Here is a 23,144-nt window from a genome sequence, read left to right as displayed (position 1 = left end):
GGCGCGTTAAATAGCGGTATCACTGAGAAAATATTAACGCAGCACAATTTTGCCTATCAGATAGGTCGTCGCCTGCCCGCCAATATGAACGCGGTCACCAAGATGGCGGCAGCGCAGTTCCCCACCGCGATCCACGCCCTGATGCGCCATCATCTCCGTTTTGCTCAGCTTTTCAGCCCAGTAAGGGATGAGCATGCTATGCGCCGAACCGGTTACCGGATCCTCAGCCACGGCTTCACCTGGGCAGAAGAAGCGGCTGACAAAATCGTACTCGCCCGTCCCTGGTGCGGTGACGCAGACCATTTTCCCCAGCGGTACCATGGCGTTAATATTCGGCCGCAGCGCCTCGACCTGCTGCTGATTTTCCAGCACCACCAGGTAATCGCGCGCGACGCGCACTTCTTTATATTCGGTGATGCCCAACGCTTCCAGCAGCAAAGCGGGCGGCACGACCGGTTCGGTCTTCCAGGCCGGGAAATCAAGCGTTAACCACTCCCCATTGCGGGTCACGGTAAGTGGCCCGACAAAACGGGTATCGAAGTGGATCGTTGCATCAGGGAAATTCAGGTATTCAAAGATGACATGTGCGGCCGCCAGCGTCGCGTGCCCGCAGAGGTTGATTTCCCCCTGGGTGGTGAACCAGCGGAGTTCAAAGCCGTTATCCGTGGTGACAAAAAACGCCGTTTCCGACTGGTTATGCTGTTTCGCCATTTTCAGTAATGTCGCATCTGGCAGCCATTCGGTGAGCGGGCAAACGGCAGCGGCATTGCCACCAAACGTGGTGGTGGTGAAAGCATCTACCATATAAAAATCGATCTGTTGCATAGCCTAACCTCTCATCAAGCGCAGGAGAATCCGCATCTTTTCCATAGCGGAATGACACAATTTAGATTTTTTTTATGCACTTACACCATAACAGGTCTTATCCCCGCCGCGACAGATTTTCTTGCGTCGGGGACACTATGGCAGTGGAGAGTGAAGAAATAGAGAGAACGTATTATTTCAGTAGCGTTATCATCATCTGGTTAAACATCGGCACATCTTTACTCAGCGAAAAAGCTGGGTTTATCGCCTTGCGCGCAATCAACCCATCAATAAACGCGAACAGAATAATGGTCATTTCTTCCGGGTTAATATCCTGGCGAAATTCCCCCGCCGTTATCCCTTGTTCAATGATTCCAGCAATGCTTTTTCGCATAATGCGGTCGCTGGAAATAAAGGTTTCCTGTAGCTCAGGATTACGCGAGGATTCCGCCATAATTTCAACCCACAAGCGGTGCGTAACGGGATAGCCGACATCGCTGATGCAAGAGATGACCTGATGGCAAAGGCGTTCAAAATAAGTGTCGCCGGAAAGTTGTTCATGCGAGTTCAATGCTGAGTTTTGCTCTTCCAGTACAATCGCCCGAATAAGCTCATCCTTACCCTTAAAATAGGTGTACATCGCCCCCTGACTAATTCCGGCACGCGTAGCGATCTCGCGCACGCTCGTCGCGCTGAAGCCTTTTTCCGCGAAACAGGCTGCAGCTGCGGTAATCAGCTTATGGTAAGTTTCAGTATCCTTTGACATATTCGCCCTTTGCTTTGTCCCTACCCCCAAACTTTACCGTCCTTTTACGCCGGTAGCCAGATATGATGCCCCCTGTGACTACCGGCTTGATTCTTATTTCAGCAGCGGTAACTCGCTCAGCATATTCTTGAGGTTCAGCATATCCCACGGTAAATGTTCTGCGAGGGTGATCCCGACGGCCTCAGCCTGTGAGGTGGCCTGATGAACCAATCTGAGCACTTCCGCCATCGTCAGCTTACCTTCCGCGACATCACCGAAATCATGCTCCCCTCTGCCCGGTTGCGCGAACAGCACCGCACGGAAAAACGTGGGGTCCAGAACGTCGAGATCGATATGAATGGCCAGATAAGCGATATCCTCTCGGGCAATCCAGGCCAGCACCTCATTCGCACCATTTTTGATCTCCTCAGGGCTCGACGTGGCGATGCGATGCGCCTCGAGGTATTCCTGTTCATAAGCCAGCGGTTTGTGGATGCCAGCAATCATGACTTTGGCCGGCGAAAGCGGAGTGGCAACACTCGCCACCAGATCTTTATCGCCCGTCCCCATTAGCGCCCCGAGGACGTGAGCATGTGCATTTGGATACTGCGCGGCGGTCTGGACGTCAGGATGGGAATCAATCCATAACACGCCCAGCTTATCGCCGTATTTATTCAGCAGATGGGCAAACGGTGCCAGCGACACCAGACAGTCTCCACCCAAAACGACCATCGCATCAGGGTCGTGTTTCTCGATAAGCGCTGCCGCGTCACGCAGCTGTTGAATAATTTGCGGTTTGCCGGTGATGCCATCGACCTGAGTGAGAGTGTCCGCGTCAGGTAACGCGACCGGTACCTCTTCTACCGGCCCCTTCGCTGCAGGAGCAAGAAAGGAGAGCAGCCGCGAACCTAGGTAATAAGGCGGGTTATTGCCGCCCTGCCATTGAGGGAAATCGAGTCGAAGCGTCTTTTTACTCATGATGTCTCTACCGTAAATACAATAATGAATGAACGTTCATTCATTATCTATCTGAGATAAAAATGATGCAAGCAAGGATGGTAGAACCCCACATTTATCGTCGCTCATCAACGTCATGGCATGCAGAACCGCGTTATACAGTGTACTCTGCCAGGATAAGCAGGTTTGATGACCCTCTCATCCCCTGCGAATCGGCAAAGCGCTGACCGCCCCTGAAAATCTCTGGGGAAAACGTATTAGCTAACACATTGAACGTTCGGTGATTTTTCATGAAAAAGCTGTTTGTGCAGTTTTACCTTCTGCTGTTTGTCTGCTTTCTGGTCATGACCATGCTGGTCGGGCTGGTCTATAAGTTCACCGCCGAACGGGCAGGTCGTCAGTCGCTTGACGACCTGATGAAAAGCTCTCTGTATCTTATGCGTAGCGAGCTACGTGAAATTCCACCACGCAACTGGAGTAAGACGCTCAACGAGCTCGATCTTAACCTGTCGTTTGACCTGCGTATTGAGCCGTTGAGCAAATTCCAGCTAGGCGAAAGATCGATGCAACACCTGCGCGAAGGCGATATCGTTGCACTTGATGACCAGTACACCTTTATTCAGCGCATTCCACGCAGCCACTACGTACTGGCCGTCGGGCCGATCCCCTATCTCTACTTTATGCATGAGATGCGACTGCTGGATATTGCGCTAATGGCGTTTATCGCCATCTCGCTCGCCTTCCCGGTGTTTATCTGGATGCGACCGCACTGGCAGGACATGCTCCGCCTCGAGAGCGCCGCACAGCGCTTCGGCGAGGGGCATCTGACCGAGCGCATTCACTTTGACAGCATGTCGAGCTTCGAGCGTCTTGGCGTCGCCTTTAACCAGATGGCCGATAACATCAATGCGCTGATTGCCAGTAAGAAACAGCTGATTGACGGTATTGCCCATGAACTGCGCACGCCGCTGGTGCGCCTGCGCTATCGGCTGGAGATGAGTGAAAACCTGACCGAAGCCGAGTCATTGGCGCTCAATCGCGATATTGGGCAACTGGAAGCGCTGATTGAAGAGCTGCTGACCTACGCGCGCCTCGACCGCCCGCAGACCGAACTTTCGCTGACCACGCCAGACCTGCCGCAGTGGATCGCCACACATGTTGAAGATGTGCAGGCAGTCAATCCACAGCGCGAAGTGACCATTGACCAGATTACGCCGGGCGATTACGGCGCGCTGGATATGCGCCTGATGGAGCGCGTGCTCGACAACCTAATCAACAACGCCATGCGCTACAGCCAGTCGCGCATTCAGGTTAGCCTGATGCTGCATGGCAGCATCGCCTGCCTGCAGGTCGATGACGACGGCCCCGGTATTGCCGAAGGCGAACGTGAGCGCGTATTCGAGCCTTTTGTCCGCCTCGATCCAAGTCGTGACCGGGCCACCGGTGGCTGCGGTTTAGGGTTGGCTATTGTCCACTCTATCGCCGTGGCGATGGGCGGACAGGCGCACTGTGACGTCAGTTCGTTGGGCGGCGCACGGTTCAGCCTGACCTGGCCTATCTACCACCATATCTCCCTGCCCGCGGCTAGCTGACCGCGGTTTGCACGGTGCCAGATTCTGGCTTATAGTAAACGGTGCAGTCAGTATGTTGTAACTAACTACATAACGGAGAGCTCATCATGGCCAGCTACGACCTCGTAGAACGGTTAACCGACACGTTTCGCCAGATAGAGCGTAATCTGCTGGACCTGCGCGATGAACTCTCCGCCTGTCGCCTGCTTACCGCGCGTATTTTTGAGCTGCCGGAAGTGACGAAAACGTCAGAGCACGCGCCGCTATCCCAGATTCAGGTTGTCCAGCATCTGGGGCAAACCGCCTTTGAGATGGCACTGAAACACTTTAACCATCTGTTTATTCAGCAGCAGTCGGAGAATCTCAGCAGCAAGGCGGCGGTACGTCTTCCCGGTGCTATCTGCCTGCAGGCAACCAACGAGCAGCATGAAGCGCTCGCCGCACGCGTGCAGCACATTAACGCGTTAAAGGCCGCGCTGGAGCAGATAATCACCGTCGATTCGGGCCTGCCGTCGGTGGCGCGTTTTGAATGGGTTCATCGCTATATTCCCGGTTTGATCACCCTCAACGCCTACCGCTCGCTCACCCTCCTCTCCGACCCAAGCACCATCCGCTTCGGCTGGGCGAATAAACATATCATCAAGAATCTGACCCGCGATGAAGTACTGGCGCAGCTTGAAAAAAGCCTGAAGTCACCGCGAGCGGTGCCACCGTGGACCCGTGAACAATGGCAATCAAGACTGGAGCGGGAATATCAGGATATTGCGGCGCTGCCACAGCAGGCGAAGTTAAAAATCAAACGCCCGGTAAAGGTACAGCCGATAGCCCGCGTGTGGTACGCCGGCGAGCAGAAACAGGTGCAGTACGCCTGCCCTGGCCCGCTGATTGCGGTGATTTCCGGGCGTAACGGCGTCAGCGTGCCTGACCTTGGTGAACTGCTGAACTACGATGCCGATAACGTCCAGCATCGACACAAGCCGGAAGCGCAGCCGCTTAAGCTGATGATTGAGCGGCTGCACCTGTGGTTAGCGCCGGATTAAGCGCCGCTGATTTGGCTGCCGACCATCTCTTCAGGCCGCACCCAGCGGTCAAACTCCTCGGCGCTGAGATAGCCTAACGCCAGCGCCGCGTTCTTCAACGTCAGCCCCTCTTTGTGCGCTTTCTTGGCAATCTCCGCCGCTTTGTCATAGCCGATGTGGGTATTCAGCGCCGTCACCAGCATTAACGACTCGTTAAGCAACTGATTAATACGCTCGCGGTTAGGCTCAATCCCTACCGCACAGTGCTCGTTAAAGCTCTCCATCCCGTCGGCCAGCAGACGCACGGATTGCAGTACGTTGTGGATGATCATCGGGCGATAAACGTTAAGCTCGAAGTTGCCGGATGCGCCGCCCATATTGACCGCCACATCGTTGCCCATCACCTGGCAGCACAGCATGGTCATCGCTTCGCATTGGGTCGGGTTGACTTTACCCGGCATGATGGAGGAACCCGGTTCGTTTTCCGGAATAGCAAGTTCGCCAATGCCGCAGCGCGGGCCGGAGGCCAGCCATCGAACGTCGTTGGCGATTTTCATCAACGATGCCGCCAGCCCTTTTAGCGCCCCGTGGGCATGAACCAGCGCATCGCAGGTCGCTAACGCTTCGAATTTATTCGGCGCCGTGATAAATGGCTGCCCGGTCAACGATGCCAACTCTTTTGCTACACGGACGGCGTATTCTGGATGGGTGTTCAACCCGGTGCCGACGGCGGTGCCGCCCAGAGCCAGTTCGCTCAGGTGCGGCAGGCTCTGTTCCAGATGGCGACGATTATGCTCCAGCATTGCCACCCAGCCGGAGAACTCCTGGCCAAGCGTCAACGGCGTAGCGTCCTGCAGATGCGTACGGCCAATCTTGACGATATCGCGGAAGCTTTCCGATTTCTGGCGCAGCGTCTCCTGCAATACCGCCAACTGCGGCAGCAGATGTTGGCGCAGCGCAATCACCGCCGCCACATGCATCGCCGTTGGGAAAACGTCGTTCGAGCTTTGGCTTTTGTTCACGTCATCATTCGGATGCACTTTGCGCGTCATGCCGCGCTCGCCGCCCAGCAGTTCGCTGGCGCGGTTAGCCAGCACCTCGTTCATGTTCATATTGCTTTGGGTGCCGGAGCCGGTCTGCCAGATAGCCAGCGGGAACTCATCGGGATGCTGATCCTTCAGGACTTCATCGGCGGCCGCCATAATGGCTTCGGCTTTCTCTGCCGCTAATAAGCCTAAATCCAGATTAACCTTCGCCGCCGCGCGCTTGGTCAGCGCCAGGGCATAAATCAGCGAAAGCGGCATTTTCTCGGTGGAGATCCGGAAATGCTCCAGTGAGCGCTGGGTTTGCGCGCCCCACAGTTTGTCGGCAGGAACCTCAATTGGCCCCATAGAATCGCTTTCGCGGCGTGACGTTGTCATTACCTTCTCCTTGAATTCAAAGTGATTGTGAAGTGACATTGCTCTTGCGAAAAAGATAAGTATGAACGGAGAAACAAAAACCGCCCCGAAGGGCGGTAAAAGAGATTATTTCACGCAGCGGGCGCACTGCGACGCCTGAATCTGCTGGAAGAAGTCGTTGCCTTTGTCATCCACCAGGATAAACGCCGGGAAGTCTTCCACTTCAATTTTCCAGATAGCTTCCATACCCAGCTCCGGGTACTCCACGCATTCCAGACTCTTGATGCTGCTTTGCGCCAGCACCGCTGCCGGGCCGCCGATGCTGCCGAGGTAGAAGCCGCCGTGCTTATGGCAGGCGTCGGTCACCTGCTGGCTACGGTTGCCTTTTGCCAGCATGATCATACTGCCGCCTTCCGCCTGCAACTGGTCAACGTAGGAGTCCATACGCCCCGCGGTGGTTGGCCCCAGCGAGCCAGAGGCATAACCTTCAGGGGTTTTCGCCGGGCCCGCGTAGTAGATCGGGTGATCCTTAATGTACTGCGGCAGCCCTTCGCCTTTATCCATACGCTCTTTCAGCTTGGCGTGCGCAATGTCGCGACCCACGATGATAGTGCCGCTCAGCGACAGGCGCGTAGAGACCGGGTACTGGGACAGCTGCTTGAGGATATCGCTCATCGGACGGTTCAGGTCGACCTTCACCGCTTCACCCTCGCCCGCTTTACGCAGCGATTCTGGGATGTACTTACCTGGGTTATTTTCCAGTTTCTCAATCCAGATGCCGTGGCGGTTGATTTTGGCTTTGATGTTACGGTCAGCGGAGCAGGAAACGCCCATCCCGACCGGGCAGGACGCGCCGTGGCGCGGCAGACGCACCACGCGGATATCGTGCGCGAAGTATTTACCGCCGAACTGCGCCCCGAGGCCCAGATTCTGCGCTTCAACCAGCAGCTCTTTTTCAAGCTCAACGTCGCGGAACGCCTGGCCGTGCTCGTTACCTTCGGTTGGCAGACCGTCGTAATACTTGGTCGACGCCAGCTTCACGGTTTTCAGCGTGGCTTCGGCAGACGTACCGCCAATCACAAAGGCGATATGGTACGGCGGGCAAGCCGCAGTGCCGAGGGTACGCATCTTCTCAACCAGGTAAGTTTTCAGCTTCGCTGGGGTGATCAGCGCTTTGGTTTCCTGATAGAGATAGGTTTTGTTCGCCGAACCGCCGCCTTTGGCGATGCACAGGAACTTATATTCGTCACCGTCCACGCTGTAGAGATCAATCTGCGCTGGCAGGTTAGTGCCAGTGTTGACCTCTTTGTACATATCCAGCGGCGCATTTTGCGAATAGCGCAGGTTGTCTTCGATAAAGGTGTCATACACGCCGCGAGCCAGCGCCGCTTCATCGCCGCCGCCGGTCCAGACGCGCTGGCCTTTTTTACCCATGATGATTGCCGTGCCGGTGTCCTGACAGGTCGGCAGGATACCTTTTGCCGCGATATCCGAGTTACGCAGGAACTGCAGCGCCACGTACTTATCGTTTTCGCTGGCTTCCGGGTCATTCAGGATATCGGCCACCTGCTGCTGGTGCGCGGGGCGAAGCATAAAGGAAGCATCGTGGAAGGCGTGTTTGGCAAGAAGCGTCAACGCTTGCGGGGCAACTTTGAGGACTTCCTGCCCTTCAAATTCTGCGACGGAAACGTAGTCGTTGCTTAACAGGTAGTATTCGGTCTCATCCTTTTCTAACGGAAAAGGATCCTGATAGTAGAAAGGTTTATTCGACATTGTGCTCTCACTTACTGCTTTGATGATGTTATGAAGGGCAGGCTTTCCATTTGCCCAGGTTAAAAGCGAGTTACCCTATCGTACACAATTTTTTAACAAAAACTGAGACAAGTACGACTTTTTATTTCTGCGGCATACGACAGCGCATTTTTTTGCTTTAATACAGCCCAAAGAATCCACATTGAAACAGGGCTTGATAATGCAAAAACTCATCAACTCAGTGCAAAACTATGCCTGGGGCAGCAAAACTGCGTTAACGGAACTCTACGGTATGGCAAATCCTGAAGGTCTGCCGATGGCAGAACTGTGGATGGGCGCGCACCCAAAGAGCAGCTCAAAGATTACCGACAGCCACGGCGTCGTGCAGTCGCTGCGCGACGTGATTGATGCCGATAAAACCACGCTGCTGGGAGCCAACGTTGCCACTCGCTTTGGCGAGTTACCTTACCTGTTTAAAGTACTTTGCGCCGCACAACCGCTCTCTATTCAGGTCCATCCGAGCAAAAAAGCAGCGGAAGTTGGTTTTGCCAAAGAAAACGCCGCCGGGATCCCACTGGACGCCGCCGAGCGTAACTACAAAGATCCAAACCACAAGCCGGAGCTGGTCTTTGCGCTGACGCCATTCCTGGCGATGAATGCCTTCCGTGAGTTTGCAGAAATCGCCTCACTGCTGCAGCCGGTTGCCGACGCCAACCCGGCTATCGGTGAGTTTATCGCCCAGCCGACCAGCGAGCGCCTGAGTGCCCTGTTCGCTGGCCTGCTCAATATGCAGGGTGATGAGAAAGCCCACGCGCTGAATGTGCTGCGCGCGGCGTTGGAAAATCAGCAAGGTCCAGCCTGGGATGCAATTCGCCTGATTGCAGAGTTCTACCCGGACGACAGCGGCCTCTTCTCCCCGTTGCTGCTGAACATCGTTCAGCTTAACCCGGGCGAAGCAATGTTCCTCTACGCTGAAACCCCGCACGCCTATCTGCGCGGCACCGGGCTTGAGGTGATGGCAAACTCCGATAACGTACTTCGTGCTGGACTCACACCGAAGTATATTGATATCCCGGAACTGGTAGCGAACGTCAAATTCACCGCCAAACCGGCGAACGAACTGCTGACTCAGCCAGCACAGCACGGCGAGGCGCTGGAGTTCCCGATTCCAGTTGAGGATTTCGCCTTCTCTCTTCACGCCCTCAGCGCGAGTGAAGCCACGCTGACTCAGGATGGCGCCGCCATTCTGTTCTGTGTGGACGGTGAATCCGTACTGAGCAAGAACGACCAGCGTCTGGTACTGAAGCCGGGCGAATCCGCGTTCGTCGCGGCGAATGAATCCCCGGTTCAGGTCAGCGGCAGCGGCCGTTTAGCACGGGTGTATAACAACCTGCAGTAAACGCCGAAGTTAATGGAGCGGCTTGCCTGATAGGCAACCCGTAAAACGTAAACCAGGTGGCCTGTCCACCTGGTTTTTTTTAAGGATGAAAAGATGAAAAAAACGCGCGTGGCAATAGGGGTTATTGTGGCTTTAGGCGCTGTCTGGGTTGGCAGCGCGTGGTATACCGGCCAGCAATTGGAATCACGGATGGCCAGCAAGGTGGCAGAGGCGAATGGGTGGCTACAGCAAAATCCCACCAGCCCAGGGGTTAAAATCAGCTATCAGGATTATCAGCGAGGCATTTTTAGCACGCAGCTTAAAATGGTGTTAACCGCCACCCCGGATGCCAAAGCATCATGGTTAGAGCCCGGTCAAAGCGTGATTCTCAATCAGACCATCGACCATGGCCCTTTCCCGGCAGCATCGCTTAAATCCTTTAACCTCATTCCCGCACTGGCGTCCGTCCACACCACGCTCGAAAATAATGCCGCCACAAAAGATGTTTTCCTGCTTTCTAAGGGGATTTCGCCTTTTGAAGTGGAAACCCGCTTCAGCTACGACGGCGCTACCGTGTCAGCTATTTCGCTTAGGCCATTACACTCCGAAACCGATCGCTCAAAGCTTGCTTTTAGCGGCGGCAACGCCATCTATTCGCTCGACGCCCGGCACGATGTGATGTCGCTGAACGGCCAAATAGAAAGCGCCCAAATCGCTACTACTGACCGGGATAATAAAAAAATAGAGTTCACCCTTCGTCAGTTGAAAACCGACAGCAGCAGTTGGGTCAGCAATTTTGGACGACTGGGCGAACAATTGATAACCCTGGAACAGGCGGCTATCACCCGCGACGGCATCCACCTGGCGGAGTTGAATAATATCCGCATCGGCGGCAAAACGGCGCTGGCCGAAGGCGGCAAAAAGATCAACTCTCAGTTAGATTTCGCGCTGGAAAACCTGAAAGTCGTGAATCGCCCCATCGGGAGCGGCCAGTTAACGCTGAAAACGGAAGGCGTTGACGGGGAGGCTATGCACCAGTTTATGGCGCGTTTGCGCACGCTGCATGCGCAGGATAAGAGCGCGCAGGAAAATATCCTCGCCACCTTACCTACCCTGCTGAAAGGCGGCCCAACGGTCACGTTGTCGCCGCTTCGCTGGAAAAATGTTAAGGGTGAGAGTTCGCTGGATCTCTCCGTGAGCGTACGGGATCCTGCGGAGGTTACAGGCGCAGCGGGCTCGACAGCGCAGGTTTTCGATAGCAACGTGAAATCGTTGAGTATGAAACTGGCGATCCCAATCGACATGGCGACCGAATTGATGACGCAGATTGCGCAGACCATGCACTTTTCTCCTGAGGACGCGGCTAAACAAGCGAATCAGCAGGTTCAGCAAATGATAATGCTCAGCAAAATGTTCAAACTGACGACAATGCAGAACAACACCATCAGCAGCGACCTTCACTATGCTGATGGCCAGGTCACGCTGAACGAGCAGAAAATGTCGCTGGAGAAATTTCTCAGCCGGACACGGTTATAGATTTATCCTCTTTTCCCTCGGCAAAACGTCATTGATGCCGGGTTCTTACCACTTCGTTTAACGCGTATTTGTAATAAGTTGAAGTTAATACTGAAGTTTCAGTACAAGCTTGCTACTCTTTTGCATAGCCTTATGACTCAACCAGGCGGCTTTCCCGCCTGGTTTCATTTTTATGGACAAATACTATGAAAAAAACGCTGGTAGCCGCAGGTATTATCGTCGCTTTAGGGGTGGTCTGGACAGGCGGAGCCTGGTATACAGGCAAACAACTGGAATCACATATTGCGGAAATGGTCTCTCAGGCGAACGCCCAGTTGAAGCTGAGCGCGCCGGAAGCCGGTCTTGAGATTAGCTATCAGGACTACCAGCGCGGCGTCTTCAGCAGCCAGCTAAAAATGGTGGTGAAGCCGCTGGCTGGCGCGGAAAACTCATGGTTAAAACCGGGTCAGAGCGTGATTCTGGATGAGTCCGTCAGCCACGGTCCAATCCCACTGGCGTCGCTGAAGTCCTTCAATCTTGCCCCTGCGATGGCAAGCGTAAATACCGTGCTGGTCAACAATGAGGTGACCAAACCGCTGTTCGACATCGCCAAAGGTACCTCGCCGTTCGATATCAACACCCGCATCAGCTACAACGGCGATACCGAATCCGCCATCGCGCTCAAACCGCTGGATTACGAAAAAGATGCCGAGAAGGTCACCTTCAGCGGCGGCGATTTTGTACTCTCTGCGGATAGCCAGGGCAGCCTGGTGTCGCTGACCGGTGAAGCGAAAAGCGGCCAGGTCAACGCGGTTAACGAATACGATCAGAAAGTACAGTTCACCTTCAACAACCTGAAAACCGACGGCTCCAGCAAGCTGACCTCGTTTGAGGAGCGCATCGGTGACCAGACCCTCTCCCTGGAGCGCCTGGCTGTCTCCGTTGAAGGAAAAGATCTGGCCGAATTAACCGGTATGACCATTGCCGGGAAATCATCCCTGACGCCTGATGGTAAAAAGATAAACAGCCAGCTCGACTACACGCTGAATAATCTCAAGCTACAGAATCAGGATTTCGGCAGCGGCCAGCTGACGTTGAAAGTTGACGGCATTGACGGCGTGGCGATGCATCAGTTCAGCCAGCAGTATCAGGCGCAGACTCAGGCACTGATGGCACAGCCGGACCTGGCGCAGAACCCAGAGCTGTATCAGCAAAAAGCGGTCGACGCGCTGTTCAACACCCTGCCGATTTTGCTGAAAGGTGATCCGGTAGTGACACTGTCACCACTGAGCTGGAAAAACGCCAAAGGCGAAAGTTCGCTGAACCTCTCCCTGGCGCTGAAAGACCCGGCACAGGCTACCGGTGAAGCCACCACGCTGGCGCAGCAGGTCGATCGTGGCGTGAAATCGTTGGATGCCAAGCTGGTGATCCCAATGGAGATGGCAACCGAGCTGATGACGCAGGTCGCGCGCCTGGAAGGCTATCAGCAGGAAGATGCTGCCAAGCTGGCTGGGCAGCAGGTTCAGGGTCTGGCAGCAATGGGGCAAATGTTCCGTCTGACCACCACGCAGGATAACGCGATTAGCAGCAGCCTGCAGTACGGTGAAGGTCAGGTCACGCTGAACGGCCAGAAAATGCCGCTGGAAGACTTTGTTGGCATGTTCGGTATGCCGGGCCTGGCCCAGCCGGATGAACCCGCAACCATCCCAGCACCATAAATAAAAAAGCGCCTTAAAGGCGCTTTTTTATGACCGTAACGCAGTAGCCCGGCCGAGCAACGCGACGCCGGGAACCTCTCCCGCGCCCTATTTTCTCGCCACCAGTCGCGGCGGCATAATCAGGTTTCTCGCCGTCCCTCGCCCGGTATCAATACGCTGCAAAATTCGCTCGGCAACGCTTTGCCCCATTTCGCGTGCCGGTGTGGTCACCCAGGTCAATGGCACGTCATCAAGCGCCTTTTCCGGCACGTCGGCAAATGCCGCCAGCGCCACGCGCTGCTCAAAATAGCTTTCGACGCTGTCTTCACCGCTCTGCTTACCCGCCCGCATCAGACCAAACCACGCGCCCATCGCAATCACGCTGTTGTAGCACAGCACGGCGCTAATCGTCGGGTTATGGCGCAACAGTCTGGTGATCGCTTCCGACGCCTGCTTCTGGCTGGTCTCACACTCCAGCACCCAATCGCTGTGGAACGGCAGCCCGTATTTAATCAGCGTGGCGCAGTAGCCGCCGACCCGCTCAGCGCGAGTCAACGATGAGCTCTGCCCACCGAGCCAGGCAATGCGCTGATGGCCCCGGCGGATCAGATGTTCGGTCACCAGTTGCGCCGCCTGCATATTGTCCGGACGAATAATGTCGACTTCATCGAGGTAGCTGGCGCGTGAAGCAAACACCAATGGCGTTTCCGTTTCTGCCGCTTTTGCCCGCAGTTCCGAGGCCTGGTCCACCGAACCGGCAATCACCACCCCGTCAACGCCCTGCGACACCAGCGCATCGAAACGCTGCAGCATCTGCTCGCCCCGCTTCCCGCCCTGGGTCAAAAACACCATTTTGCCCTGCGATTCAAGGGCGGCGGTCATCCCCGCAGTCAGTTCGGCATAAAACGGTGACGAAAGGTCGCCAACAATCAGCCCAATCACCCCCGTTTGCCCCCCGCGCAGCGAGACGGCCTGGCGGTTACGCACAAAGCCTAACTGGTCAATCGCCTGGTAGACGCGCTCACCCGTCGCGGAAGATATTCGCCCTTTACCGCTGAGAACCAGCGAAACGGTACTGACGGACACACCGGCCGCCAGTGCAACATCGTTAATGGTGACTTTCTTTGCAATCGCCATGGTTCCAGCGAGGCTCCTTTTGCTCAAGAGATAAAACGTTTTATCAACAGACTCACTTTATAAACCTTATTATCACTTGCTTTTGTGATTTGTTTCTCACTAAAAAATGGTAAAACGTTTTATCTTCCTGTCCCGTGATTGTTAGAAACCCTTTTTTCAGGATTAAGGAGTCGTTTCATGACGGCGAATACCGCACCAAAAGTTACCCTCTGGGAGTTTTTCCAGCAGCTTGGCAAAACCTTTATGCTGCCGGTTGCCCTGCTTTCCTTCTGCGGGATCATGCTTGGGATCGGCAGCTCGCTTAGCAGCCATGACGTCACCACGCTGCTGCCGTGGCTTAATACGCCGTTCCTGCAGGCCGTCTTTATCTGGATGAGTAAAGTTGGCTCCTTCGCCTTTAGCTTCCTGCCGGTGATGTTCTGTATCGCCATTCCGCTGGGGCTGGCGCGTGATAACAAAGGGGTCGCCGCTTTCGCGGGTTTCGTCGGCTACGCGGTGATGAACCTGGCGGTAAACTTCTGGCTGACCGCCAAAGGCATCCTGCCAACCACCGATGCTGCAATTCTGAAAGCGAATAACATTCAGAACATTATCGGTATTCAATCCATCGACACCGGCATTCTCGGCGCGGTTATCTGCGGGATTATCGTCTGGATGCTGCATGAGCGCTTCCACACCATCCGTCTGCCGGATGCGCTGGCCTTCTTCGGCGGCACCCGTTTTGTGCCGATTATCACCACCATCGTGCTGGGTCTGGTTGGCCTGGTGATCCCGCTGGTATGGCCGGTATTTGCGATGGGCATCAACGCGCTGGGTCATGTGATCAATAGCGCCGGTGATTTTGGCCCGATGATCTTCGGTACCGGTGAACGCCTGCTGCTGCCGTTCGGCCTGCACCACATTCTGGTGGCGCTGATTCGCTTTACCGAAGCGGGCGGTACTATGGACGTCTGCGGCCACGACGTCAGCGGCGCACTGACCATCTTCCAGGCACAGCTGAGCTGCCCGACCACTCACGGCTTCTCCGAAAGCGCGACCCGCTTCCTGTCTCAGGGTAAAATGCCTGCGTTCCTCGGCGGCCTGCCAGGTGCTGCACTGGCGATGTACCACTGCGCACGCCCGGAAAACCGTCATAAAATTAAAGGCCTGCTGATTTCCGGCGTCATCGCCTGCGTCGTGGGCGGCACCACTGAACCACTGGAATTCCTGTTCCTGTTCGTTGCACCGGTGCTGTACGTTATCCACGCACTGCTGACCGGTCTGGGCTTCACCATCATGGCGGTACTGGGCGTGACCATCGGTAACACCGACGGCAATATCATCGACTTCGTGGTGTTCGGTATCCTGCACGGTCTGTCGACCAAATGGTACCTGGTGCCGGTCGTCGCAGCTATCTGGTTCGCGGTTTACTATGCAATTTTCCGCTTCGCTATCGTGCGCTTTAACATCAAAACGCCGGGTCGCGATGTGGATACCACTCCTGCAGCAGAGCACACCTCCAGCGGCGTAACCGGGAAATCCGGCTACAACGTGCCGGTTATCCTTCAGGCGCTGGGCGGAGCTGAAAATATCATCTCGCTCGACAACTGCATCACCCGTCTGCGTCTGTCGGTAAACGACATGGACAAGGTCGACGTTGATACGCTGAAAGCCAACCGTGCCATTGGCGTGGTGAAACTGAACCAGCACAACCTGCAGGTGGTCATTGGCCCGCAGGTACAGTCGGTGAAAGACGAAATGTCGATACTGATGAACTCCGTTCAAGCGTAAAGCCCTTTGCCCCTGTGCCTAACAGGGGCAAAATAGCCCAATCTTCCCTTCGTTAGGATCTCCACATGTTTGATTTTTCAACGGTGATTGACCGACACGGCACCTGGTGCACCCAATGGGACTATGTTGCCGACCGCTTTGGCGACGCTGACCTGCTGCCGTTTACCATTTCTGATATGGATTTTGCCACCGCGCCCTGCATTCTGGACGCACTGAGCAAACGTCTTTCTCACGGTGTATTCGGCTATAGCCGCTGGAAAAACGATGAGTTTCTTCCGGCTATCGCTCACTGGTACGCGCACCGTTTTCATGCGGTGATTGATACCAACACGCTCGTCTACGGCCCTTCTGTCATCTATATGGTGGCTGAGATGATCCGCCAGTGGTCGAAGCCTGGCGACGGCATCGTAGTACACACCCCTGCCTACGACGCGTTCTTTAAAACCATCGAAGGAAATCAACGCCACGTGGTTGGCGTGCCGATGGATAAGCACGATGGGCAGTGGTTCTGCGATATGGACAAACTCGAAGCCGTGCTCGCTGAACCACACAACAGCGTGCTGTTGCTGTGTAGCCCGCAAAACCCGACGGGTAAAGTCTGGACACGTGAAGAGCTCGAAACCATGGCGGCCCTGTGCGAAAAACATAACGTGCGGGTGATAAGCGATGAGATTCATATGGATATGACCTGGCAAGGGCATAAGCATATTCCGTGGAGCGAAGTGGCTCGCGGCGAGTGGGCACTGTTCACTTCAGGGTCGAAAAGCTTCAATATCCCGGCATTTACCGGCGCATACGGCATGATTGTTGATGATGCCGCGCGCGAAGCCTATCTCACCGCGCTGAAAAACCGCGACGGCCTCTCTTCCCCTTCCGTTCCCGCGCTGGTCGCCCATATTGCCGCTTACGAACAGGGTGAATCCTGGCTGGATGCGCTACGCGAATATTTGCAGGATAATATGCGTTATATCGAGAAAACGCTGAACGCCGCCTTCCCGGAACTGCAATGGTCGATGCCACAGGCAACCTATCTGGCATGGGTTGATTTGCGTCCGCTGAATATTGACGATCGTAAACTGCAGGAAGTGTTAATTAAACAGCAGAAGGTCGCCATTATGCCGGGCTACACCTACGGCGAAGAAGGTAACGGTTTTATTCGTCTGAACGCCGGATGCCCGCGCGTGAAGCTGGAACAAGGCGTCGAACGTCTGATTGCGGCGATTCGCACCCTGCGTTAATCGCCATTGCGCAATGCTGCCAGGCATTGCGCAAGCTTTAAGCCTTAGCTATCGATTGTTAATATCAGATCCTGCCATTCACATCTCTTAGACATAGCACGATTGCTCAATCTAAGACATTTCTTAATCTTTATTCTCCGCCCCCGTTAACACCCCACCCCAAAACAATTGAAAAATTAGTGAGTTTTAAAATGATTAACCGTCAAGCCACTGCATTAACTCTGACTGCGATTAGCATTTTATTTTCATCTGCCGCCTTTGCGGATAACGCAGCAAGAACAGACCAGGTTCGCGGCGCCGACATGCATGTCAATCTGACCGTTGGGAAATCCTGTCAGATCAGCGTGGACGATATGAACTTTGGCTCGCGTGCGAGCGACTCCGGCGATGCGACTGCTTCCGCAAATGCAACCGTGACCTGTACTACCGGCACAAGCTATAACCTCAGCAGCGAAAAAAGCCACGACTACAACATGTCGAATAACAACGGCACCGATAAGGTGGCCTACGCCCTCTATAGCGATGCTGATGATACCAACGAACTGTCCACCACCGGCATTCCACAAACCGGTACCGGCACGGCGCAGGTTATTCCTATCTACGGCAAAGTCACTGCGGACGCACTTTCACAGGCGCCCGCTGGTGTGTATGCCGATACCGTGACCCTGACCGTCTCCTACTGATTCAGCTCCCGGGGAGTAGCATATGATACGCACACTGGCTGGCATCCTGCTCGCGACATTGGGCTCGTTATTTGCCCTTTCTTCCTATGCTGCAACCCTCCAGGTTTACCCGGTTAACGTTGGCTTTTGCGCGGGTGAAACGGCGCAGGCAATCTACGTTAAAAACGTCGGTAGCGCCGCCATTGGCGCACAAATCCGGGTATACGCCTGGCATCAGCAAAACAATACAGACGCGCTAAGTGAGACGGAGGATTTACTGGTCAGCCCGCCAATGACCACTATTCCAGCAGCCCGCCAGCAACTTATTCGCGTCATTCTTCCCGTGCCGCCCAGCGCTGATACCGAACACGCCTACCGTCTGGTCGTCGATGAACTGCCCGGCAGCAGTAACATGGCGGAAAAAGATGGCGTGCGCTTTCTGCTGCGCTACTCCATCCCGGTGTTTGTGAACTGTCACGACCAGCCGGTGGACCTGAAAACCGTGAGCGCATCAATTGATCATCTCGCCCACCCGGCGATGCTCAGAATCCGCAACAACGGCACGCAGCACATTAAGTTGAGCAACATTGCCCTGTTAGCCGGTAGCCATCGCGTACCGATGAGTAAAGGGTTACTCGGCTACGTACTACCGAACAGTGAAAAGGAATGGCCCCTGCCAAAAGGAATCAATACGGCGTCATCTTTGTCACTTAATTTGAATGATAATGAGCAAAAACAGACCATCGATATTACTCCGTAACGCCATACCGCTTTGGTTTCTGCTCTGTCACTGCGCCTACGCCGCCAATGATGAAACGCTCTACCTGACCGTCAGCGTTAACGGTCAGCCGATTAAAGGCTTTGTGAAAGCCAAAAATATTGATAATAAGCTGTATATCTCGGCCAATGACGCCAAAAAACTGGACATCAAAACCGCCTCGCTACCAGAGCGTCAAGGGTTCTTCGACTTAAGCGCACAGGACGGTCTGGACGTAACGTTCGATAGTCTGAGTCAGAATATCAACATCGTCGCCAGCAAAGCGTGGTTAGGGCGCGATAGCCGTCTGTCCAATCGCAACGGCTCCCATCTGATCCACGCCTCTCAGCTTTCGCCGGAAGTGCGCGGGTTGGCGCTGAACTACAATGCGTTCACCAGTCACGAAAACGGCGAGCAGGAGGCTTCACTGTTCAGCGAGTTGCGCACGTTCGGCCTGGGGCCCGGTTTTTTTAGCACCTCGTTTAATAGCCAGGACTCCACTAACGCCACCGACAGTGAGCGCGGCACCCATCGTCTGATGAGCAGTTGGGTCTACCAGAACGTCGATAAACTGTTCTCCATGACGCTTGGCGACAGCTTTACCAGCAGCCAAAGCTGGAACAACAGCGTGCGTTTTGGCGGTATCAATATCGCCCATAACTATTCGACACAGCCAAACTTCAGCACCTCATCGCAGGATATTCTGACCGATAGCGTCACCCTGCCCTCCACCGTTGACCTCTACGTTCGCGGGGTGAAAACCTCTTCACAGCGGGTGGACCCAGGCCAATTTACGCTCAATACCGCGCCGATTTTCACCGGTAATGAAGGTGCGCAGGTGGTGATTACCGATATTAACGGCCAACAGCGGGTGGTAAATCTGGATCTCTACGGCGCCACGCAGCTACTGTCAGCCGGGCTGAATACCTGGGGCATTAGCGCAGGTTGGGTGCGAAAGGATTACACTTACGCATCGTTTAGCTATGACAGTGAATTTGTCGGCGTGGGAGACTGGCGCTACGGGGTCAGCAACAAATCCACCCTCGGGCTACATACCGAGCAAAGCGCCAGCCTGCACAATCAGGGTGCGGGCTGGGATTACCTGCTATCGCCCACGCTAGGGGTGCTTCACGCCAACGCGTCGAACAGCCGCGATGGGCAAGAGAGCGGAACGCAGTGGGGGTCAGGCTGGCAGTGGAACAATCGCCGTTTTAACGTGGCGTTGAACCATTCGCAGGCGAGCCGGGGCTATCGGGATGTTTCATCCCTGGCGGACAATACCCTGACCACGCGGGAGGATTCGGCATTTACCAGCGTCACCGTGGATGCGGTCGGTACCTTCGGCATAAGCTGGGTAAATCAAACTTACCCGGACGCCTCATCGCAGTACGTTGGTCTCTCCTGGTCAAGAAGCTTTACCCACCAGATAACCTTAGCCACCAGCCTCACCCGGGAACTTGGCGATGAGCGCAATACGACGGTGTATCTGAACTTCAGTATGCCGTTGAATCAGAATAAAGATTACCTTTCGCTGCAGGACAGCCACGATAACGCCGGCAATGCAATGCAGGCCAGTCTGGCCCACTCTCTTGATGCCAATAAACCCGGCTGGGGATGGAATATGTCGGCTCAAAGCGGCGATAACGCCGCGCTGCACGCGACCGTTCAGCACCGTAACCACTGGAGCGATATGGCGCTGGGCCTTAACCGCCAGGACAATAACAGCGATTACTACGGTTCAATCTCTGGGGCATTGGGGCTGTTTATGGGCCATCTGTACGCCACCCGCATGTTGGGCAGCGCGTTCGCCATTGTCGATACTTCAAACGTGCCTGACGTACCGGTTTATCTGGAACATCGGCCCGTTGGCCATACCGATAAGAACGGTATGCTGTTTCTCAACAACCTCAATGCGTATCAGGAAAACCGGTTGGATATCGATGTGCTGCAGCTCGACGAAGCCTATCGAGCGCCCTACACCGGCGAAGTGCTGATCCCGAAAGCCGCCAGCGGCGCGTTGGCTCAGTTCACGATCTACAAAACCCAGGCGCTGCTGATGACGGTGAAAACGGTCGATGGAAAGGCGGTGCCGTTTTCGGCGCAGGTTAACGTACTGACCGCAGCCGGTGAACCACCCGCACACGGCACACAGCACACCATTGCGGGCTATGAAGGAAAGATATATCTGGAAGATCCCCCGGCTGGCGGCCATGTAGAAGTTAAATGGGCCGCTTCATCCTGTCAGGTAATACTGCCCCAGCGGCTTCACCCTACCCATTCCGTGGAGACAATTAACGCGCTATGCCAGTCACTCGCTCAATAGGATTTATCGGCCTGTTTATACTGCTGATGTTTACCTTTAACCCCGCCGCGCAGGCGGCAAACTGCTGGAACGGCAGCCCGCCGGGGCTGAGTTTTGGTACCGTTACGCCGGGCGTTAGCAGCGCGACCAGCACCAGGCTGACCTTTACCTGCAACAACTACGACGGGCAGCCGGAATACGTTCGCGCCTGTCTGAAGCTAATGGCAAACGACCCGATTCCGATGAGCCAGAATGAGCCGTCCACCACGCCGCTCTATTTTTCGCTGTACTCACTGTACGACCTGAGACACCCGCTGAGTCAGAACAGTGACGTCTACGCGCAGATTGATATGTCGTTGGCGTCCGGACAGGGTAACGTTGAGCATGACATTCCGCTCATCGGCAAAATCAATCCAGGCCAGAGCAACATCAGCGCCGGGAGTTATTACGATTACGCCACCGGCGTTCAGATACGCTATGCCTCAGCCTCGTCGATGCAATCGCTGCCATCATGCAGCGAAGAGTCTGGCACGCTTATCACCGATCAAATCAGCGCTACCGCCACGGTGAAAAATGGCTGCGAAATCGTCAGCGTCGATAGCATGGAATTTGGCAGTAAATCACCTGCCGAAGCGGATACGTTACAGGCAAGCTCAACCGCCGACATCAGCATTCAGTGCCCGACGGGCACCACCTATGCCGTTGGCATCGGCCGCGGCCTGCACGCGGACGGTAACGCCCGACAGCTTTGCCACGACGGCGAATGCGTCAGCTATGGTCTGTATCAGGATGCTGCCCATGCCGTCGAATGGTCGCCTGACAACCCGGAGAAACAGTATTCCGGCGACGGTAAGCCGCAGAATCTGGTGGTCTACGGCGACGTACCCGCACAGAAGTGGCCGTCGGCGGGGGTCTATTCCGACACGGTGGTGATTACGCTGACCTATTAACCGCTGGCAGCAGCACGTTCAGAAGTTGAGCCAGTTGCGCCGCCACTGCCTCAACGGGCAGCCCCATCTGCGCGTGCATAATCGCGCCGTCCAGCGCCACCACTACCGCTGCGGTCTCATGGCCCGGCCAGCGCCCTGCCAGTTCGGCGGCAACGGCGGCTTTATGTTCGCGAGTCAACTGCTCAACCTCGGGCAGCGCATCGCCTATCTCCGCCGTCGCATTCAGAAAAGCGCAGCCGCGAAAGTCAGGCTGCTCCCACCACTGCCGCATCGTGGCGACCAGCGCCGTAGCAGGCGCCTGCCCGGCTTCACTTTGCCGCTGTAGCGTATCGCTAAACCACGTCATCCACAGCGTGTGGCGATAATCCAGATAGGCGAGAATCAGCTGATTCTTGCTGGGAAAGTGACGATAGAACGTGACTTTGGTCACCCCGGCCTGCTCGATAATTTTATCAATACCGGTGGCACGGATACCGTATAAGTAAAATAGCGCATGCGCCGTGGTGAGAATTTTTTCCCTGGCGCCGATGGCCTTTGAACCGTTTTTTACCGCGTTATTCATCGTTTTTTCACCGTTGACAAACTCTGGAGACGGGAATACGTTAGCACCAAGTAGACAGATCTGTCTACATTGCTACTCTGGAGGTTTTTATGAGCATCAGTCGCCCGCCACTCCCGCCTTTCACTCGCGAAAGTGCGATTGAAAAAGTTCGCCTTGCTGAAGATGGCTGGAACAGTCGCGACCCGGTGAAAGTCGCGATGGCCTACACTACCGATACCCAGTGGCGAAATCGCGCCGAGTTTATCCACGGACGCGCCGAGGCGCAGGCCTTTCTCGAGAGAAAATGGAAAAAAGAGCAGGAATATCGCCTTATCAAAGAGCTATGGGCTTTTGAAGGCAACCGTATTGCCGTGCGCTATGCCTACGAATGGCATGACGATTCCGGCAACTGGTTTCGTTCCTACGGCAATGAAAACTGGGAATTTAACGAGGATGGACTGATGCAGCGCCGCTTTGCCTGCCTGAACGACCTGCCGATTCGCGAAGATGAACGCCTGTTCCACTGGCCCGAGGGCCGACGCCCGGACGATCATCCGGGGCTTAGCGAATTAGGACTGTAACAGCAGCGCTCTCCGCGCAGTCGCGCGGGGAGTGTTTATCCACCGCAATATTATTTTTGCATCAGTACAGATGCCGCGCTCAGCAGAAAAATAGCAATCATCACGACACTCATGATAATTACCGCTAAACGGGCGTTGCGCAAAGTTCGGGTCATTGCGAATATCCTCACAAAGAAAAATAGTGGCGTAACAGCGCCGTAGCGAGCACGCCGATAATAACGGTTACTGGCATAGAAAAACGGATAGCCGCAATAGGTAATGACTCCAACTTATTGATAGTGTTTTATGTTCAGATAATGCCCGATGACTTTGTCATGCAGCTCCACCGATTTTGAGAACGACAGCGACTTCCGTCCCAGCCGTGCCAG

20 protein-coding genes are annotated in these 23,144 nt (G+C 55.0%); 12 read left to right on the top strand and 8 right to left on the bottom strand.

Annotated elements, in window-relative coordinates; translation table 11 throughout:
* Positions 1-33 precede the first annotated feature (33 nt).
* The 3 genes from FHC49_RS13250 to FHC49_RS13240 all read right to left on the bottom strand — a co-directional run bounded on the left by FHC49_RS13250 (position 34) and on the right by FHC49_RS13240 (position 2,527).
* Positions 34-825, bottom strand: a complete 792-nt coding sequence (locus FHC49_RS13250; protein ID WP_220439997.1) for a PhzF family phenazine biosynthesis protein — start codon at positions 823-825, stop codon at positions 34-36.
* Between the two features lie 172 nt (positions 826-997).
* Entirely contained in the window at positions 998-1,570 is a 573-nt protein-coding gene (locus FHC49_RS13245; protein WP_185666202.1) for a TetR/AcrR family transcriptional regulator, read from the bottom strand.
* A gap of 93 nt (positions 1,571-1,663) precedes the next feature.
* On the bottom strand, positions 1,664-2,527 hold the full coding sequence (locus FHC49_RS13240) for an arginase family protein (protein ID WP_185666201.1): 864 nt from the start codon (positions 2,525-2,527) through the stop codon (positions 1,664-1,666).
* Between the two features lie 269 nt (positions 2,528-2,796).
* Between FHC49_RS13240 and rstB the strand changes: the two genes are divergently transcribed.
* Entirely contained in the window at positions 2,797-4,098 is a 1,302-nt protein-coding gene (rstB, locus tag FHC49_RS13235) for a two-component system sensor histidine kinase RstB (protein WP_220439996.1), read from the top strand.
* An 86-nt stretch (positions 4,099-4,184) separates the two neighbouring features.
* Complete coding sequence (gene tus / locus FHC49_RS13230; protein ID WP_220439995.1) at positions 4,185-5,117, top strand: DNA replication terminus site-binding protein; 933 nt, start codon at positions 4,185-4,187, stop codon at positions 5,115-5,117.
* Here the strand turns inward: tus and fumC are convergent.
* Positions 5,114-6,517, bottom strand: a complete 1,404-nt coding sequence (fumC, locus tag FHC49_RS13225) for a class II fumarate hydratase (RefSeq protein WP_185666198.1) — start codon at positions 6,515-6,517, stop codon at positions 5,114-5,116. The two genes, tus and fumC, sit on opposite strands and share 4 nt — an antisense overlap.
* Positions 6,518-6,622: 105 nt before the next feature.
* Entirely contained in the window at positions 6,623-8,269 is a 1,647-nt protein-coding gene (fumA, locus tag FHC49_RS13220; protein WP_220439994.1) for a class I fumarate hydratase FumA, read from the bottom strand.
* A gap of 199 nt (positions 8,270-8,468) precedes the next feature.
* Here fumA and manA point away from each other — a divergent pair, with 199 nt between their 5' ends.
* The 3 genes from manA to FHC49_RS13205 all read left to right on the top strand — a co-directional run bounded on the left by manA (position 8,469) and on the right by FHC49_RS13205 (position 12,859).
* Positions 8,469-9,647: a mannose-6-phosphate isomerase gene (manA, locus tag FHC49_RS13215; protein ID WP_220439993.1), complete on the top strand. Its 1,179-nt coding sequence runs from the start codon at positions 8,469-8,471 to the stop codon at positions 9,645-9,647.
* A 93-nt stretch (positions 9,648-9,740) separates the two neighbouring features.
* Positions 9,741-11,162, top strand: a complete 1,422-nt coding sequence (locus FHC49_RS13210; RefSeq protein WP_220439992.1) for a YdgA family protein — start codon at positions 9,741-9,743, stop codon at positions 11,160-11,162.
* A 185-nt stretch (positions 11,163-11,347) separates the two neighbouring features.
* Complete coding sequence (locus tag FHC49_RS13205) at positions 11,348-12,859, top strand: YdgA family protein (RefSeq protein ID WP_220439991.1); 1,512 nt, start codon at positions 11,348-11,350, stop codon at positions 12,857-12,859.
* Between the two features lie 87 nt (positions 12,860-12,946).
* Here the strand turns inward: FHC49_RS13205 and FHC49_RS13200 are convergent, their stop codons facing one another.
* Entirely contained in the window at positions 12,947-13,975 is a 1,029-nt protein-coding gene (locus FHC49_RS13200; RefSeq protein ID WP_220439990.1) for a Mal regulon transcriptional regulator MalI, read from the bottom strand.
* A 177-nt stretch (positions 13,976-14,152) separates the two neighbouring features.
* On the opposite strand from FHC49_RS13200, the gene malX reads away from it, so the two are divergent.
* The 6 genes from malX to FHC49_RS13170 all read left to right on the top strand — a co-directional run bounded on the left by malX (position 14,153) and on the right by FHC49_RS13170 (position 21,654).
* Positions 14,153-15,745 carry a maltose/glucose-specific PTS transporter subunit IIBC gene (gene malX, locus FHC49_RS13195; protein WP_220439989.1) on the top strand — a complete coding sequence of 531 codons (1,593 nt, stop codon included), beginning with the start codon at positions 14,153-14,155 and terminating at the stop codon, positions 15,743-15,745.
* Between the two features lie 65 nt (positions 15,746-15,810).
* On the top strand, positions 15,811-16,983 hold the full coding sequence (locus tag FHC49_RS13190; RefSeq protein WP_220439988.1) for a MalY/PatB family protein: 1,173 nt from the start codon (positions 15,811-15,813) through the stop codon (positions 16,981-16,983).
* Positions 16,984-17,285: 302 nt separating this feature from the next.
* Entirely contained in the window at positions 17,286-17,666 is a 381-nt protein-coding gene (locus FHC49_RS13185) for a spore coat U domain-containing protein (RefSeq protein ID WP_255581363.1), read from the top strand.
* A 22-nt stretch (positions 17,667-17,688) separates the two neighbouring features.
* Positions 17,689-18,405, top strand: a complete 717-nt coding sequence (locus tag FHC49_RS13180; RefSeq protein WP_220439986.1) for a molecular chaperone — start codon at positions 17,689-17,691, stop codon at positions 18,403-18,405.
* Positions 18,371-20,725 (top strand): fimbria/pilus outer membrane usher protein, encoded by a 2,355-nt coding sequence (locus FHC49_RS13175; protein ID WP_220439985.1) that lies wholly within the window; start codon positions 18,371-18,373, stop codon positions 20,723-20,725. The genes FHC49_RS13180 and FHC49_RS13175 overlap by 35 nt, the downstream gene beginning before the upstream one ends.
* Positions 20,704-21,654, top strand: a complete 951-nt coding sequence (locus tag FHC49_RS13170) for a spore coat protein U domain-containing protein (protein ID WP_220439984.1) — start codon at positions 20,704-20,706, stop codon at positions 21,652-21,654. The genes FHC49_RS13175 and FHC49_RS13170 overlap by 22 nt, the downstream gene beginning before the upstream one ends.
* Here the strand turns inward: FHC49_RS13170 and FHC49_RS13165 are convergent.
* Complete coding sequence (locus FHC49_RS13165) at positions 21,638-22,216, bottom strand: TetR/AcrR family transcriptional regulator (protein ID WP_220439983.1); 579 nt, start codon at positions 22,214-22,216, stop codon at positions 21,638-21,640. The two genes, FHC49_RS13170 and FHC49_RS13165, sit on opposite strands and share 17 nt — an antisense overlap.
* An 89-nt stretch (positions 22,217-22,305) precedes the next feature.
* Here FHC49_RS13165 and FHC49_RS13160 point away from each other — a divergent pair, with 89 nt between their 5' ends.
* Positions 22,306-22,776: a nuclear transport factor 2 family protein gene (locus FHC49_RS13160; RefSeq protein ID WP_220439982.1), complete on the top strand. Its 471-nt coding sequence runs from the start codon at positions 22,306-22,308 to the stop codon at positions 22,774-22,776.
* Positions 22,777-23,045: 269 nt separating this feature from the next.
* On the opposite strand, the gene FHC49_RS13155 is transcribed toward FHC49_RS13160, so the two are convergent.
* Positions 23,046-23,144 (bottom strand): IS1 family transposase (locus FHC49_RS13155; protein WP_000641146.1); only part of this gene is annotated, 99 nt, incomplete at its 5' end.

The organism is Kluyvera sp. EC_51, from assembly GCF_019584505.1.
GTDB lineage: Bacteria > Pseudomonadota > Gammaproteobacteria > Enterobacterales > Enterobacteriaceae > Kluyvera > Kluyvera sichuanensis.
The sequence above is the reverse complement of the archived record's forward strand: the minus strand, read 5'-3'. Positions and strand labels throughout refer to the sequence as shown.

What these genes read in the sequence shown, in the direction of transcription:
- FHC49_RS13250 (WP_220439997.1), bottom strand. Translation starts at nt 825, where the DNA reads ATGCAACAGATCGATTTTTATATGGTAGATGCTTTCACCACCACCACG.
- FHC49_RS13245 (WP_185666202.1), bottom strand. Translation starts at nt 1,570, where the DNA reads ATGTCAAAGGATACTGAAACTTACCATAAGCTGATTACCGCAGCTGCA.
- FHC49_RS13240 (WP_185666201.1), bottom strand. Translation starts at nt 2,527, where the DNA reads ATGAGTAAAAAGACGCTTCGACTCGATTTCCCTCAATGGCAGGGCGGC.
- rstB (WP_220439996.1), top strand. Translation starts at nt 2,797, where the DNA reads ATGAAAAAGCTGTTTGTGCAGTTTTACCTTCTGCTGTTTGTCTGCTTT.
- tus (WP_220439995.1), top strand. Translation starts at nt 4,185, where the DNA reads ATGGCCAGCTACGACCTCGTAGAACGGTTAACCGACACGTTTCGCCAG.
- fumC (WP_185666198.1), bottom strand. Translation starts at nt 6,517, where the DNA reads ATGACAACGTCACGCCGCGAAAGCGATTCTATGGGGCCAATTGAGGTT.
- fumA (WP_220439994.1), bottom strand. Translation starts at nt 8,269, where the DNA reads ATGTCGAATAAACCTTTCTACTATCAGGATCCTTTTCCGTTAGAAAAG.
- manA (WP_220439993.1), top strand. Translation starts at nt 8,469, where the DNA reads ATGCAAAAACTCATCAACTCAGTGCAAAACTATGCCTGGGGCAGCAAA.
- FHC49_RS13210 (WP_220439992.1), top strand. Translation starts at nt 9,741, where the DNA reads ATGAAAAAAACGCGCGTGGCAATAGGGGTTATTGTGGCTTTAGGCGCT.
- FHC49_RS13205 (WP_220439991.1), top strand. Translation starts at nt 11,348, where the DNA reads ATGAAAAAAACGCTGGTAGCCGCAGGTATTATCGTCGCTTTAGGGGTG.
- FHC49_RS13200 (WP_220439990.1), bottom strand. Translation starts at nt 13,975, where the DNA reads ATGGCGATTGCAAAGAAAGTCACCATTAACGATGTTGCACTGGCGGCC.
- malX (WP_220439989.1), top strand. Translation starts at nt 14,153, where the DNA reads ATGACGGCGAATACCGCACCAAAAGTTACCCTCTGGGAGTTTTTCCAG.
- FHC49_RS13190 (WP_220439988.1), top strand. Translation starts at nt 15,811, where the DNA reads ATGTTTGATTTTTCAACGGTGATTGACCGACACGGCACCTGGTGCACC.
- FHC49_RS13185 (WP_255581363.1), top strand. Translation starts at nt 17,286, where the DNA reads ATGCATGTCAATCTGACCGTTGGGAAATCCTGTCAGATCAGCGTGGAC.
- FHC49_RS13180 (WP_220439986.1), top strand. Translation starts at nt 17,689, where the DNA reads ATGATACGCACACTGGCTGGCATCCTGCTCGCGACATTGGGCTCGTTA.
- FHC49_RS13175 (WP_220439985.1), top strand. Translation starts at nt 18,371, where the DNA reads ATGAGCAAAAACAGACCATCGATATTACTCCGTAACGCCATACCGCTT.
- FHC49_RS13170 (WP_220439984.1), top strand. Translation starts at nt 20,704, where the DNA reads ATGCCAGTCACTCGCTCAATAGGATTTATCGGCCTGTTTATACTGCTG.
- FHC49_RS13165 (WP_220439983.1), bottom strand. Translation starts at nt 22,216, where the DNA reads ATGAATAACGCGGTAAAAAACGGTTCAAAGGCCATCGGCGCCAGGGAA.
- FHC49_RS13160 (WP_220439982.1), top strand. Translation starts at nt 22,306, where the DNA reads ATGAGCATCAGTCGCCCGCCACTCCCGCCTTTCACTCGCGAAAGTGCG.